Here is a 14,644-nt window from a genome sequence, read left to right on the forward strand (position 1 = left end):
GGTGTCGTCCTTCTTTCGCTATTCCATGGATGAATCCGCTGCGCGGATTCCTGTGGTGTCAGGCAGTCCGGGGGCGGATCACGCCGGTCGGCGGGCGCGCCTTCGGGGGTGATGACCAGGCGGTCCGGGGAGAGGGCCGCACCGGCCACCTCGCGGGGTGCGCGGGAGGAGGTGGGTGCGAGGTGCCACCGGAGCGCGATGGTCGCGACGGTGGTGGCTCGGGGCTTGCTCGACGGCTCCGGCCGGTTCCTCCCCCGTGCCGAACTCGCCGCCCGCGTCGGCGCCGTGCTCACCGCCGATGAATCGCCCGTCGTTGTCTACTGCGGCGGTGGCATCTCGGCGGCGGGAACGGCCCTCGCGCTCACACTGCTGGGCCGCGAGGACATCGCGCTCTACGACGGCTCGCTGGAGGAGTGGTCCAAGGACCCCGCGCGACCGCTCGTGCTCGGCCGCTGACCGCTCAGGACTGTGGTCGTCTCGGATGGTGGGTGTCCGTCGGCTCCTCCGAATTGCACATTCTTGCAGCACGCCAGAGCACTCCGCAGCCGCCGAGGCGGCCTGGCCCGCGCGACAGCCCACCTCGCTGGTGGCAGGCCGCCCCGCGCACCAACGCCATCTCTCGTGAACAGCCTTGAGACCGTAAGGGCCAGGTGCCGGTGGCGTTGCGCCAGAGGGTGGCGGCGAGGGTATAGGCCTCGGCAGCCGGGGCGACTCTGACCGGCCGGCGGCCGGATTCGATCGCGGTGGCCGGCTCGGGGCCAGGAGGTGGGGGAAGCCCACCACGGAAGATGAGGGAGGGGGCGAGGGCTCGGGCTGGAGGTCGCCGTGGACCCAGCCCTGTCGGTGGAAGGCGGCGACGGCGAGACACAGCTCGAAGGCCGCGTCCCGGGCCTTGGGGTGCCCGGGGGGTGCCTCTATGTCTTTCGTCAAGTGAGGCGTGGGGTTCTGGGTTCGTAGAAGGTGCCGTCGCGGAGCATCGCGAACAGCACGTTGATCCGTTGCCGGGCGAGGCGGAGGAGGGCCTGGGTGTGGGTTTTTCCGCGGGTCCGGCAGTGGTCGTAGTAGGTGTGGGAGGCGGGATCGTGCAGGGCGGCGAACGCGGACAGGAACATCGCGCGTTTGAGCTGGCGGTTGCCGCCGCGTGGGGCGTGTTCACCGTGGATCGAGGTCCCCGACGACTTTGTGGTCGGGGCGAGGCCGGCGTAGGAGGCCAGGTGGGCGGCGGTGGGGAAGCTGGTGCCGTCGCCGACGGTGACCAGCAGGACGGCGGCGGTCCTGACCGCGATTCCGGGCATCGAGACATCCGATCGGTCTATGGCGTCAAGCCGGAACCGGTAGTGGGGTGGGAAAGGCCGTGTTCTCGTCGTAGTTCTGGCGTGTGATGAGACAGTGGTGGAGCTGGCCGAGGAGCCGGTTGAAGAGATTGCGCAGGGCGGCTGTGTGCCGGTCCCCGATACGTCGGCGGCGGTCGTAGTGGCCGCGAGCTCCGCGAGATCCGGACAGAGCAGCGAAGGACCAGACGTAGCCGACTGCGGCAAGTCGCTGGTTCTTCACCTTGCGGTGGTGGACGATCAAACTCTTGCCGGAGGCTCTGGTGATGGGGGCCGAGCCTGCGTACGCCTTGAGCGCCCGGCCGTCGGTGAACCGCGACCGGTCATCGCCGATCTCGGCCAGGATGCGCGCGCCGGTGAGTTCACCCAGGCCGGGGAAGCTAGTGATGATCTCCGCGTCGTCGTGCTCGGTGAACCTCTCGGCGCATGCGGCGGCGAGGTCGTCGGCTGCCTGGGCGGCGGCATCGAGTTGCAGGACAAGTGCCCTGACCTGCTGACCGAGGGCTTCCTCGACGCGCGGGAGCTGACGCATGTGCGGCTCGCGCAGGACCCCGGCGAGGTGCTCGGCCCGGGTCTCGATGCGGCGCTGGCGGCCGGCCTTGCGCAGGAGCGACCGCAGCCGTGCCTTGCTCAGCGCGGCAGCCGCGGCGGGAGTGGGAGCTGCGGCCAGGACAGCGCGGGCCTCCGGGTGGGCCAGGCCCACGTTCTTGACCTGGAAGGCGGCCAGTGCGGACGGGAAGAACTCGCGCAGCAGGGACCGGAGTTGGTTGGCCAGCTGCTGGCGGTTCCAGACCGCATCCTGCTGGGCCCGGGCCAGGACGGCGATCGCCTGGATGAGTTCGGAGTCGGCGGGCAGCGGACGGTGGTGGTCCGCGTCCGTGCGCAGGACGTTGGCCAGAGCGAGAGCGTCCGCATGGTCCGACTTGGCCCGCGCGACCGAGCGTCGCTCACGATAACGAGCGACCGCCATGGGGTTGATGGCATAGACAGGGCGGCCGGTGGCTCGCAAGCAGGCCACCAGTAGACCGCGGGAGGTCTCAATCGCGACGGGGATCGGATCCTCGGGCCCGTCCCCGGCCTCGGCGAGAAGTTGCTGCAGGGTCTCCAGTCCGGCGAGGTCGTCGGTGATCCGTTGCTTGGCGACCAGGTCGCCCCGCTCGTTGACCAGGGCGACGTCGTGGTGGTCCTCCGCCCAGTCGATGCCGCAGAAGATCTTCAAGTAGGCCCTCCTCGAACACAGATGGTGCAGGAGCCAGTGCAGGGACACGCCGCGCCCTAATGGGAGGACTCGCAGGTCCGGCATCCGATTGGCAGTTCGCATCCCCAGCGGTCGGCAAGGGCCTCGCTCTGTATGCGGAGCAGGTCGCTCTGGTGTCGATGAGAGGTCTCCTTGCCGGCGGCTCGGAAGACGCACTACCCAGCGGATGATCACGACGTGCCGGGAACGGAGGGCCGGTTGCGCACAGCCTCAATGAAGTAGGAGTCGAGCTCCGGGTCAGGACCAGACGTCCTCCGGCCCTCCGTCACCGTCGTGCACCGCCATTAGGTCAGGACCTTGGCAAGAGGGTGGTCCTCCAGCAGGGTGTTGATCTGGGCTTCTGTCGCCCGGCGTTGCTCGTGGACGGCGCCGAGCGAGCGGGCCAGCGACGGGATCACGAGGTCGAGCGTGCCGGTTCCCGGGACGACGACGGTCTGCTCGTCGAGCGCGTCGAAGACGTCGTCGATCAGCCGCTGAGCCATGCGCGGGGCCCTGGGCCGGATGACTTCGACGAGCTTGCGGCGTCCGGCCTTTCGCAGTGCGGACGGGGATCCGTAGCGTTCCAGCAGCCAGGTCACGGCCTGGTGGTCGAGCCGGGGTCCCAGGACGCGTTCCAGGGATGGGTGGAACTGGGTGAGCAGGCCACGGATCCGGTTGCTGGTGCGGGTTGCCTCGGCCGCCAGGTCCTGGTCGAAGCCGACGAGCACGGTCAGCTCGGCGGTGATCTCGTCGGTCAGCTCCAGCGAGCGCAGGGTGTGGGCATGGTGCGGGCCGCGTCCGCGATCACCGCGGCGTCCTTCGCGTCGGTTTTCGCCTCGCCGGGGTAGAGGTCGGCGATCCGCCGCATCGCCAGGCCGGGCAGGTAGGCGACCTTGCAGCCCGCGTCCCGGGCGACGGTCAGAGGCAGAGCGCCGATCGAGGCCGGCTGGTCCACGATCACCAGGACGGTGCCGAACTTGGTCTTCAGCTTGTCGAAGACGTCCCGCAGTTTCGGTTCGGTGTTGGGCAGTTGCTTGTCGAAGACCTTCTTGCCGGCCGGGGTGAGGCCGTGGCCGTGGTGGGCGCTTTTGCCGACGTCCAGGCCGAGGAAGACGCCTATCTCGTCGCTGTCGTTCAAGCCGTCCTCCCGAACGGGTTCGTGCGGTGCTGGCCGGGGCGTTGGCGTCGTGCGCGCATCCACGTTATGCAGACCTGCCGCCCGTACACGGCCGGGCGTTGCGCTCGGCCGGGCGGTAGTCGGACCTCTCATCAGCGTCTCCAACGACGCCTCTCGGGCCCGGTGACACCACCCCCCAGGTCATGCCTTCGACAGGGGGGAACAGTCATGCCGGGCCCGGAGGCCAGCGGTCCCATTGCGGGACCGCGAAGAAGATAACGGGGGTACGGACGGTGTGGAGGACGTCCCATGTGGACGGGCCGTCGTGCCACGGAGTGATCAGCCAGGAGGTGGTCTCGGTTCGGCCGGAAGCGATGAGCGGGCTGTGGCCCGGCATGCGTTCAGCGACCGCGATCTCGCGGGAAGTGATCGGGTCGCCTTCGCCCTGGCCTGCCTTGAGGGCGATCGAGGTGGCGGGCCCGACACCCTTCCAGGCGGCTGAGCCTCGGCGGCTGCTGATGAGCTTCCATCGCACCGGCCGTCCGCAGTGGGATTCGGCGGAGGTCGCGGCCTCTCGGTTGCCGTCCTGGTGCCACGGGACTTCGAAGGGCCAGCGGGGCCACTTGACCCCCAGGAGTGCGGGCCACCCGACTCATCATGACGAATAGCCGATTTCACGGACGCATGGCATGCGCTCAGAGGCAGGTAGCGCGGCATCGCGCACACCGTGTGGTCCCCAACTGGTCCCCAGATCGGTACCTGTGCCGCGCCCCACCGGTGGAGACGCCGGCCATCGTCTCCGACGCCCTGGAAAGGTGGGAGCGCCACCGCGACAGCGCGTTGGCCGCCGTACGGCGGCTGCGGCTCGGCGGGGCCACGGCCTCCCGCACCCGTTTCGTCCGCTCCCGACCCGCCGTGCCCGCGCCGCCGCGGGTGGTGGCGGGCTGGTACCCGTCGGGGGCCACCCGTCGGTCCACGTGGGGCTGACCGCCGAAGCCCGTCCCGGCCGGCCCGGTGGTGCCGTCGGTGTCCGCGTCGGCGCAGCAGCCGTGAGCACGGGCACCGCGAAGGGGGGGTGATGGCGGTGATCCGGCCAGCCCGGGCAGCGCGCCCGGATGACAAGCTCGGTGTCATCGGAGGCGACGAGCAGGTCCCATACCAAACGGAGGTACTTTTACCATCCCGCCGATCTGGAAGTGCACGCCGTCGTGTCCTTCGCCGCCCCTGAACCTCGGATTCAGAGTGAACGCAATAGAGCGGAAGAGGCCTTGGAGGCGCACGCTGCCGTCGGAATCCGTGGGCTCGGTCGACCCTGGGGGTGGTTGGTACGCCTCGCCCATGACCTTGTTGCCGTCGACGATGAAGTCGGTGTCGCCGCTGAGCTTGATGACCTGCGTACCCACCGGGAGATCCAGAAACTCCATGGTCGAGGCGAACGATCCCAGATGAAGGACGGGATCCTTCACCTCGGCGTCGAAAGCGACTTTGAACGAACTCCCGCCCTTGAGACCCACGATTTCCACCAGGTCCGAGGCGGGGAGCGGCGGGGTGAACGCCGCCGTTTGAAAGCCCGGGAACGTCCCGTCGAGGAAAGCGGCGCCCAAGGGGGGCCGGTCCGTCGTCACGTTGCCCTGCCCGGTGAGCGTCACCATATGCCCACCCAGGGTTCCGACGGCCTGGGTCTTCTCATGGTTACAGAACGTCCAGTCGACGAACGCAAGCCGACGTGTCGCCATGTGTCTCGGCCTTCCTGACGATCTGGCTCATGTGCGCCACTTGGTTCGCTCGGAAGCTCCCGTTACGCGCCCCAAGGCCGGCTCCACAGGGGCACTTGTGGCCTTGTCAATGGCAGCCTCGCGGCGCTGAACCTCTCAGGAAGGACGGCCTTGCCACATAGCCGGGGGCTCGCTGGTGGGGACGTGTCTACCAGCACGGCGTCACGCTCACCGAAGATCAACGTCGCAGTGTTGACCACCCACTGGAGCTCTTTCGGAGTGCCAGGCGGCAGGTCGCGGGTCAGACCTGACCGGCGCATGCACAAGGTTTCGTAGTGCAGCGCTGATGTGGCTTCCGGCATGTCGTGGTTCCCTTCCACACTCGTTGAGCTCCAGGCCGACCCACTGGGCTTGGTCGGTCGCAAGGTTGGCCTCGGAGCCCAAGAGACTAGGGACTCGACGAGCCGCCGCCGACCACGAGTAATCCTGCTCGCCCACATCCGATCCGCAACACGACGACGGGCCCGCCGTCACGCACCCATCCCCCGCTGCCCAGCCGCCCCACCGCATGGCCAGAAAGAAACCGGCCCCTGGGGCTGCACGCCGAATGGGGTCCTCTTCCGGCGCTACGCCAAGTTCCTGGACGGCGTGCGGGAGCAGGCCAACCGCCTCATCGAGCAGTCCATGGAGGAGTGGGACCGCGTCAGCCGAGGTGAGGCCCCTGCGGACTGAGCCGGAGTTTTGGTCCGTGACTGGTCCGGATGTGCTGGTCAGAAGTGGGATACCGATGGGATGAACTGGGAGTTTCGGGGTAGACACGACCCCTCCCTACGCTTGGCGAGCGAGAGGCGCCTGACGGGTAAAAGCCCAGGTCAGCCGCCTCTTTTTGTGCCCCTAGAAGAACCCGAGCCTCTTCGGTGAGTAGCTGACCAGCAGGTTCTTCGTCTGCTGGTAGTGCTCCAGCATCATCTTGTGGTTCTCGCGGCCGATGCCGGACTGCTTGTAGCCGCCGAACGCCGCGTGCGCCGGGTACGCGTGATAGCAGTTGGTCCACACCCGGCCCGCCTGGATCGAACGGCCCGCGCGGTACGCCGTGTTGATGTCCCGCGTCCACACACCGGCCCCGAGCCCGTACAGCGTGTCGTTGGCGATCTCGATCGCGTCGTCGAAGTCCGCGAACGAGGTGACCGACACGACCGGCCCGAAGATCTCCTCCTGGAAGATCCGCATCCTGTTGTCGCCCTGGAAGATCGTCGGCTGGACGTAGTAACCCCCGGCCAACTCGCCGTCGTACTCGATACGGTGACCGCCCGTCAGGACCTTGGCGCCCTCCTGCTGGCCGATGTCCAGGTAGGAAAGGATCTTCTCCAGCTGGTCGTTGGAGGCCTGGGCACCGATCATCGTCTCGGTGTCGAGCGGATGGCCGGGCTTGATCAGCTCGGTACGGGCGACCGCGGCGTCGAGGAACTCGCTGTAGTGGCCCTGCTGGATGAGCGCCCGGGAGGGGCAGGTGCACACCTCGCCCTGGTTCAGCGCGAACATCGTGAATCCTTCGAGCGCCTTGTCCCGGAAGTCGTCGTCCCGCGCCCAGACGTCGTCGAAGAAGATGTTCGGTGACTTGCCACCGAGTTCGAGCGTGACCGGCTTGATGTTCTCCGAGGCGTACTGCATGATCAGCCGCCCCGTCGTGGTCTCGCCGGTGAAGGCGACCTTCGCCACACGCGGGCTGGACGCGAGAGGCTTGCCCGCCTCGACCCCGAAGCCGTTGACGATGTTCACCACGCCCGGCGGCAGCAGATCCGAGACCAGGCTCATCCAGTAGTGGATCGATGCCGGGGTCTGCTCGGCGGGCTTGATGACGACCGCGTTGCCCGCGGCGAGCGCCGGGGCCAGCTTCCACACAGCCATCAGGATCGGAAAGTTCCACGGGATGATCTGCGCCACGACGCCCAGCGGCTCGTGGAAGTGGTACGCCACGGTGTCGTCGTCGATCTCGCCGAGCGAGCCTTCCTGGGCGCGGATCGCGCCCGCGAAGTAGCGGAAGTGGTCGATGGCGAGGGGGATGTCGGCGGCCAGCGTCTCGCGGATCGGCTTGCCGTTCTCCCAGCTCTCCGCGACCGCGAGCTTCTCCAGGTTCGCCTCCATCCGGTCGGCGACCTTGAGGAGGATGTCGGCGCGCGCGGTCACCGACGTACGGCCCCAGGCGGCCGCGGCCGCGTGCGCCGCGTCGAGCGCGCGGTCCACGTCCTCCGCCGTGCCCCGCGCGATCTCTGTGTACGGCTGCCCGTTCACCGGACTCGGGTTCTCGAAGTACTGCCCGCGGGCCGGTGGTACGTACTCGCCGCCGATGAAGTGGTCGTACCGCGACTGGTAGGAGACGATCGCGCCCTCGGTGCCGGGCGCCGCGTAACGGGTCATGTGCTCTGCCTCCCGTGGAAGGACCGCCCGCCGTTGGACGGCTCTCGGCGCGAGGCTAGGCGCGCGGAGGTTGCAGGTACGTTGCGCCGACGACCTGGCTGCGATGTCGGGGGTGGAGGTTGAGGGTTGAGGCTCGTGGGCGGCTTATGGGCTAAGTCTTGCGGGGTGTGGGGTGCGGGGTGCGGGTCGGCATGTGGCGTGAGGCGTGCGGAAATTCGGGTGGGGCTAGGCCGGGAACTCCCCGTTGTTGCCGTCGGCGTGAGTGAGCCTCGAAGCCGTCAGCGTGGTGGCCCTCAGCGCGGAGCGCGTCCACGGCTCGCGGACTGCTCGGCCTCCAGTTCCTCCAGGCGTGCCCGTACCGGAGGCGTCGGACGTATCGCCGCCAGTGCCCGCCACGCGTCGAGGTCGTCCTCGCCCCACGGCGCGTGCGCCCAGTCCGCCAGCAGATCCGGGTCGCGGCCGGAGACGAGCGCCGCGCGCAACCCGTCGGCGAGCCGGCGGCGCAGCCGCACCACCGCCGGAGCCTGCGAACCGGGCAGCAAGGGCCCGGTATACGCCGCCACCGCCGCCATGACCGCACCGACGCCGAGCTTGCGCTCCACCACCTCGACGTCGGACTCGACCGGAACCGTGAGCCGATACGGCCGCGAACCGAGCGCCCCCGCCCCGAGAAGGCGCCGCAGGCGGGCCAGCTCCGCGCGCAACGTCACCGGCGTCACCGACTCGTCCTCGTACAGCGCGCACAGCAACTCGTCGCCGGTCAGCCCCTCGGGGTGTCGGGACAGCAGCACCAGGATCTCGCTGTGTCTGCGGCTCAGGCGCACCTTGCTGCCGCCCGCGACGAGCAGCGCCTCGTCCCGGCCCAGAGCGGTCAGTTCGAGCACGTCGGTCGTGGCCTGGGCCGGAGTGAGCAGCGCCAGCTGGGACTCCGCGGCACGGGCCACGGCCTGCACGAAACCCAGACTGTGCGGATGGGCCAGCCCGTCTCCGCCGGTGATGTCCACCGCTCCGAGCAGCCGTCCGGTACGCGGATCGTGAACCGGAGCCGCCGCGCACGTCCACGGCTGGACGCTCCGGATGAAGTGCTCCGCCGCGAACACCTGCACCGGCCGGTCGAGCGCGACCGCCGTACCGGGAGCGTTCGTGCCCACCGCCGACTCCGCCCACCGCGCACCCGGCACGAAGTTCATCCCGTCCGCCTTCTGCCGTGTCCCGGGATGACCCTCGACCCACAGCAGCCTGCCCTGCGCGTCGCACACCGCGAGGAGGTGTTCGCCGTCCGCCGCGAACGTCCCCATGAGTTCACGGAACAGTGGCATCACCCGTGCCAGCGGGTGCTCCGCCCGATACGACCCGAGGTCCCCGTCCGTGAGCTCCACACACGCGGAACCGTCCGGACCCACCCCGGCCCGTGCCGAACGCCGCCACGAGTCGGCGACCACGGACCGCACCGGCCGCGGGACCGTGCCCGCCTCCGTGAACGTCTCGTGGGCGCGGCGCAGGACGCGCACCCGCTCGACGGGATCGGCGCCCGGTTCCAGGGCCACCCATGGATCGGTCAACTCGGCCTCCCCGGAAGGCTGTGCGGCTGGGGACATCGTCACTCCGGTGGCGGATGCGGACAAGTGCCGCGGCCACTCCGGGTCCGGCTCCACCACAAGCCGTGGTGGCTACCGATGCTCCCCTTTTCGACCCTCCTTCGGCTCTGTTTCGACTTTCCTCCGACTTTCCTCCGGCTTTCCTCCGGCTTTCCTCCGGCTTCTCTACGGCTTTCCCTCCGACTCTCTTCGAGCTTCTTTTCGGCGGGCCGCTGGTCAGGCGAAGTTGACCAGTCTGATGTAGCGCGTCCAGTCCCAGTGGGGGCCGGGATCCGTGTGGTCGCTGCCCGGCACCTCGTAGTGCGCGAGGATGTGCGAACGGTCCTTGGGGATCCGGTACTTGGTGCAGATCGCCGCGGTGAGCTTCGCCGACTCCTCGTACATCGCGTTGGTGAAGTAGGCGGGCTTGTCCACCCAGCCCTCGTGCTCGATGCCGATGCTGCGGGTGTTGTAGTCCCAGTTGCCCGCGTGCCAGGCGACGTCGCGCTCGCGCACCATCTGTGCGACGTGGCCGTCGGCCGATCGGACGACGTAGTGTGCGGACACCTTCTTCTTGGGGTTCTGGAAGATGGCCAGGGTGTCCGAGTAGGTCGCCTGCGTCACGTGGATGATCACGAAGTCGACCGGATGGCTCGTCGGGCGGTTGGCGACCGTGTAGTTGGACGTGCTGGCCGGCGACCACTCGGACGGCGGGTAGTCGATCCCCTGAGGCTTCGCGCCTGCCCGGGTGGTGGGCAGTAACGCCGTGGAGAGCGTGGCGAGGGCCGCACTCTGCAGCAGACGCCGGCGGCTGGGAAGGGACGTGGGCAGGAACTTGGCTCGGTCCATGAGAGTGCCTCTCTGCGAGAAGGGAAGTGGGGTGGGAGCGGTGAGGGCGCCTTTGCCAAGTCGCGGTGGTGTCGGTGTCGGTGGCGGTGGGGCGACTCAACGTCCCAGCGCGGCGGCGGCTTCGCGCAGCCGGGCGTGCAGGCCCCGGTGGGTCTCCCGTGCGGGCAGCCATTCCTTGCGGAGCTTGGCGACGCACGTGTAGTTGGTGTCGCAGACGTTGGCCAGCGGCGACTCGACGGTCTGGGTCGCGAACTGGTAGGCGTCCAGCTCGCTGAACCCGTAGTCCCGCACCAGCCACTGCACCAGGTCGAGCTGCGATATGCGGAACGCGTCCTCCAAGGGGCGCGCCGAACCGGTCGAGATGATGTGGGTGTCGGACTCGATGCGGGGCCACGGGGTGGCGACCCCCTTGAGCAACTCGACGATCACCACGGAGTTCATCGCACACTCGACGGCGACCCCACAGGTCTCGCCCTCACCCTGCCGCGCGTGCCCGTCACCGAGGCTCAGCAGTGCCCCTTCGACGTTCACTCCGAGATAGCACGTGACACCGGCCCGCATCTCGGGTGTGTCCATGTTCCCGCCGTGCGCGTCCGGTACGAGGGCGGAACGCACCTCGAGGTTGGCGGGCGCCACACCGACGGTGCCGTGCATCGGGTCCATGGGCAGCTCGATCCGGATGTCGCTGTCGCGAGCGCTGAACAGCGCGGTGCGGCGCGTCCGGTCGAGCTGCCAGATCCATACGGTCTCCGGCAGGGGCGGCTGCAGTGTGGCCGTGGTGTGCGTGGACGTGAGCGCTCCGAACAGGGGGACCGTCGTCGACGCGGCCCAGTCCCGCGCCGGCTCGATCGACACGAAGTGCACGGCGACCGTGTCGCCCGGCTCCGCGCCTTCCACATGGAACGGCCCCGTCTGCGGATTGAGGAACGGGAACTCGCACACCTCGGACACGAGGTCCTTCTCCGACCGCACGCGGCCGGCGAAGCAGTCCTCCGTATAGAGGTCGAGGACCGTGCCCGGCGCGATGCGCGCCACTGGCGGCGCACCGCCGAACGTCCAGGCGTACTCGCCGGGTTCGGGACGCACGGTCAGGATTCGCGGGTCGCTCATGGTGCACAGCTCCGTTCTGCCGAAGGGCGGCGGACGACGTCGCAGCGGCACCACGAGCACCACCACTGCGGCCATCATCCAGGCAGCGGCGACCGAATCCCCGTACGACACCGGCGCCGTCAGCCTGGACACGCCTCCGTCCGGTTCGTCCGACGGTGGCGTCTCGCGTGAATCACGGTACGGCTCTCGCCGGTTGGGGAGGAAGAACGCTCTCAGGTCCGTGGACAACGCTGTGACTGTGGATAACTCCGCCACCCACAAGGGGGATTGAGGAGCCGGGTCGCAGCGAAGGGAGCGCTGTGACGGGGGCTGAAGACCAGGCCGAGAACCGCCTGAGCCCGAGCCCGAGCCCGAGTCGTCCAGCAGGTCCAGCAGGTCCAGCAGGCCCAGGACGTCCTCGCCGTGCCCTACGCCCCGCCCCCCACCGCCGCCGGATCATCCATCACGGCCCGCACAACCGAGTGCGCGGCACCCAGCAGCGGGCCCTCGGGGCCGAGCCGCGAGACGGACACCGCGCAGACGGGACCGGCGGTCCTGCGGGCCAACTCGCGCTCCAGCGACGGCAGCAGCCAGGGCGCGAGCCCGGACAGAGCCCCGCCCAGTACAACGGCTTCGGGGTCGAGCAGATTGACGGCGCCGGTCAGCGCGATGCCCAGCGCGGTCCCGGCGTCACGCAATGCTCGGCGCACGTTCTTGTCGCCCTGCGCCGCACGCTCGGCCAGCAGGCCGACACGGTCCTCGCCCGGTTCCAGGCCGGCCGCGCGCAGAACGGCCTCCTCGCCGGCGTACTGCTCCAGACAGCCGCGCCCGCCGCACGCACACGCGGGCCCCTCGGGGCGTACCGGGATGTGCCCCAACTCGCCCGCGAAGCCATGAGTTCCGCGCAGCAGCCGCCCGTCCACGACAACCGCCCCGCCGATGCCGATCTCGGCGGACACGTGCACGAAGTCGCGCGGCGCGGTCTCGTTGAGCCAGAGTTCGGCCAGTCCGCCGAAGTTCGCCTCGTTGTCGACGGTCAGCGGGACCTCGTCCGGCAGCAGAGCGCCGAGGTCCGTGTCGTGCCAGTCGAGGTTGGGGGCGCGCACCACGGTCCGGGCGTCGCGCGCCACCAGGCCGGGCACGGCGACGGCGAGTCCCGCGGGCCGCAGGCCTTCCTTGGCTGCCTCGGCGACGACCTGCCGTATCAGCCGGGTCAGTTCCCGCAGCACCGGTTCGGGCGACCGCCCGCGGTTGGTGCCGTGCCGCACCGCCCGGGCCCGTACCTCGCCGCGCAGATCGACCGCGCACACGGCGAGATGGTCGACGCCCACCTCCGCACCGATACCGGCCGGACCGCGCCCGCTGAGGGCGAGCGCCGAGCCGGGCCGCCCCACCCGCCCGGGCCGCTCGGGGCCCAGTTCATCGAGGAGCCCTGAGCGGATCAGCTCGTCGACGAGCGTGGAGACCGCCGCGCGGGTGAGCCCGATGCGTGAGGCGACGGCGGCACGGGACAGCTGCCCCTCGGCGTTCACGGCGTGCAGCACCCGTGAGAGGTTGCGGCGCCGCATGCCCTGTTGTGTGTCGGGCAGCCGACGGCCGGGACTGCTGGGATGGGCCTCGTGCAGCGGTGCGGTCATGCCTCCGTCAGTCCTCGTCCGGCCGGTCGCCTCAGGGCGGTTCTGTCCGTGCGTGCTGATCTGTTCGTGTGTGCGCCGCCTGCGGAAGGGGGCCGCCGGTGCTGATCGGCCCCGCCTCCTCGGACGCGGGCGTCAGCGCTGATCAGCCTCCCGCTCCAGTAGCGGGGCCGCGTCGGAGAGTACCCCGGCGATCCGCGCCAGCGCCGCCTCGTCGCGCTCCACGGCGTCCAGCACCGGCCCGCGGGCCGTGTCCCAACGCCTGGCCACGGCCGCCGGATCCTCGCCGGTCAGCACGCCGGCGGCCTGTGCGGCGGCACCGAGCGCCACCAGCTCCTTGGCCTCGGGCACCTGAACGGGCCGCCCGGACAGTCGTCGTACGGTCTCCTGCCAGGACGTGCCCCGCGCGCCTCCTCCGATGAGCAGCAGCGGTGCCGAACGGTCCGCGTCCTCGTCGAGCACCAGGTCGAGAGCGCCGAGCAGTGAATGGACCGCCCCGTCGTACGCGGCCTGGAGCAGTTGCCCGCGTGTCGTGTCGTGCCGCAGCCCGTGCAGCAGGCCCGAGGCGTGCGGCAGGTCGGGAGTGCGCTCGCCGTCCAGGTAGGGGAGCAGTGTCACGCTCGTGCCCGGCTCGACGGCCTCGCGGTCGATGCCCAGCAGAGCGGCGACGCGGTCCACGGCGAGCGTGCAGTTGAGGGTGCAGGCCAGCGGCAGCCAGTCGCCGCGCGCGTCGGCGAAACCCGCCACGGTGCCGGTGGGGTCGGCGGGGCGGCGTGTGGATACCGCGTACACGGTTCCGGACGTCCCGAGGCTGAGCACCGCGGTACCCGGACGCAGCCCCAGCCCGAGCGCCCGCGGCGGCGTTGTCACCGGTGCCGGGTGCGACCAGCGTGCCCTTGGAGAAGGGCAGGTCGCCGCTGTCGCGCACCGTTCCGGCGACCTCGCCGGGCCGGACAACCCGGGGCAGCATGGCGGGGTCGAGCCCCACATGGCGGAGGACCTCCTCGTCGTACGCCTCTGTACCGGACGCCCACCAGCCCGTACCGGAGGCATCGCCGCGGTCGGTCGTGCCCAGCCCCGTGAGGCGCTCGGTGAGGTAGTCGTGGGGGAGTCGTACGGCCGCGGTCGCCCGGACGGAGTCGGGCTCGTGCTCGGCGAGCCACGCCCACTTGGTGACCGTGAAGGACGGGCCCGGCACACTGCCGGAGCGCTCGGCCCAGGCCTTCGGGCCGCCCAGCTCCTCGACGAGCCGGCGGGCCTGCGGCGCCGAGCGCACGTCGTTCCACAGGAGGGCCGGTCGGACGGGGTCGCCCTGGGTGTCGAGCGTGACAAGCCCGTGCTGCTGGCCGCCCACGGACACCGCCGCGGCCTCGCGTGCCGCGTCCCCGCACTGGTGCAGCGCCTCGCACAGCGCGTCCCACCACTGCCGCGGATCGCTCTCGCGCCCCGCCCCGGAGGAGACGGTGTGCGGCGCCTGGCCGCTCGCCACGACCTCGCCGGTGGCCGCGTCCACGACCAGGGCCTTGGTGGACTGCGTGGACGTGTCCACGCCGACGACGAGCGGACCCTCGGCTGCTGACATCGGGCTCTCCCTCTTCCGCGGCTCCGCGGGATCTGACCTGGTGTTTTCGGGGTGGATCCGGGCCCACGCGGCGCGCATTCCACTCCTCGTCCCCG

At 70.1% G+C, this 14,644-nt stretch carries 10 protein-coding genes and 3 pseudogenes; 2 read left to right on the plus strand and 11 right to left on the minus strand.

All coding sequences use genetic code 11. The features are described 5' to 3' along the window. Nucleotides 1-198: 198 nt before the first annotated feature. Nucleotides 199-456: a sulfurtransferase gene (locus QF035_RS46135; RefSeq protein WP_307527972.1), complete on the plus strand. Its 258-nt coding sequence runs from the start codon at nucleotides 199-201 to the stop codon at nucleotides 454-456. A 470-nt stretch (nucleotides 457-926) separates the two neighbouring features. On the opposite strand, the pseudogene QF035_RS46140 reads toward QF035_RS46135, so the two are convergent. The 4 genes and pseudogenes from QF035_RS46140 to QF035_RS46155 form a co-directional block, all read right to left on the minus strand. Continuing rightward, nucleotides 927-1,298: pseudogene (locus tag QF035_RS46140) on the minus strand (transposase); the annotation flags it as partial. Between the two features lie 22 nt (nucleotides 1,299-1,320). Further along, nucleotides 1,321-2,550, minus strand: coding sequence for an IS110 family transposase (locus tag QF035_RS46145; protein ID WP_307527974.1), 1,230 nt, complete (start codon nucleotides 2,548-2,550; stop codon nucleotides 1,321-1,323). A gap of 326 nt (nucleotides 2,551-2,876) precedes the next feature. Then, nucleotides 2,877-3,706, minus strand: a pseudogene (locus QF035_RS46150) (IS110 family transposase); the annotation flags it as partial. A 205-nt stretch (nucleotides 3,707-3,911) separates the two neighbouring features. Beyond that, complete coding sequence (locus tag QF035_RS46155) at nucleotides 3,912-4,220, minus strand: hypothetical protein (protein WP_307527976.1); 309 nt, start codon at nucleotides 4,218-4,220, stop codon at nucleotides 3,912-3,914. Nucleotides 4,221-4,462: 242 nt separating this feature from the next. Between QF035_RS46155 and QF035_RS46160 the strand changes: the two genes are divergently transcribed. Further along, the gene (locus QF035_RS46160) at nucleotides 4,463-4,672 is read left to right on the plus strand and encodes a hypothetical protein (protein ID WP_307527977.1); all 210 of its coding nucleotides are present in this window, start codon (nucleotides 4,463-4,465) and stop codon (nucleotides 4,670-4,672) included. Nucleotides 4,673-4,815: 143 nt separating this feature from the next. Here the strand turns inward: QF035_RS46160 and QF035_RS46165 are convergent, their stop codons facing one another. The 7 genes and pseudogenes from QF035_RS46165 to xylB form a co-directional block, all read right to left on the minus strand. Beyond that, a complete protein-coding gene (locus QF035_RS46165; RefSeq protein WP_307527978.1) occupies nucleotides 4,816-5,421 on the minus strand; it encodes a hypothetical protein in 606 nt (201 codons plus the stop codon). A gap of 873 nt (nucleotides 5,422-6,294) precedes the next feature. Continuing rightward, entirely contained in the window at nucleotides 6,295-7,818 is a 1,524-nt protein-coding gene (gene exaC / locus QF035_RS46170) for an acetaldehyde dehydrogenase ExaC (protein WP_307527979.1), read from the minus strand. Nucleotides 7,819-8,111: 293 nt separating this feature from the next. Next, nucleotides 8,112-9,416, minus strand: a complete 1,305-nt coding sequence (locus QF035_RS46175) for a GAF domain-containing protein (RefSeq protein ID WP_307527980.1) — start codon at nucleotides 9,414-9,416, stop codon at nucleotides 8,112-8,114. A gap of 216 nt (nucleotides 9,417-9,632) precedes the next feature. Continuing rightward, nucleotides 9,633-10,244 carry an N-acetylmuramoyl-L-alanine amidase gene (locus QF035_RS46180; protein WP_307527982.1) on the minus strand — a complete coding sequence of 204 codons (612 nt, stop codon included), beginning with the start codon at nucleotides 10,242-10,244 and terminating at the stop codon, nucleotides 9,633-9,635. 96 nt (nucleotides 10,245-10,340) lie between these two features. Then, a complete protein-coding gene (locus QF035_RS46185) occupies nucleotides 10,341-11,354 on the minus strand; it encodes an acetamidase/formamidase family protein (protein ID WP_307531883.1) in 1,014 nt (337 codons plus the stop codon). Nucleotides 11,355-11,761: 407 nt separating this feature from the next. Continuing rightward, on the minus strand, nucleotides 11,762-12,970 hold the full coding sequence (locus QF035_RS46190) for an ROK family transcriptional regulator (protein ID WP_307527984.1): 1,209 nt from the start codon (nucleotides 12,968-12,970) through the stop codon (nucleotides 11,762-11,764). A 132-nt stretch (nucleotides 12,971-13,102) separates the two neighbouring features. Further along, nucleotides 13,103-14,549: pseudogene (gene xylB, locus QF035_RS46195) on the minus strand (xylulokinase). Nucleotides 14,550-14,644 lie beyond the last annotated feature (95 nt).

Origin of the sequence: Streptomyces umbrinus (assembly GCF_030817415.1) — a bacterium.
GTDB classification, from domain to species: Bacteria; Actinomycetota; Actinomycetes; order Streptomycetales; family Streptomycetaceae; genus Streptomyces; species Streptomyces umbrinus_A.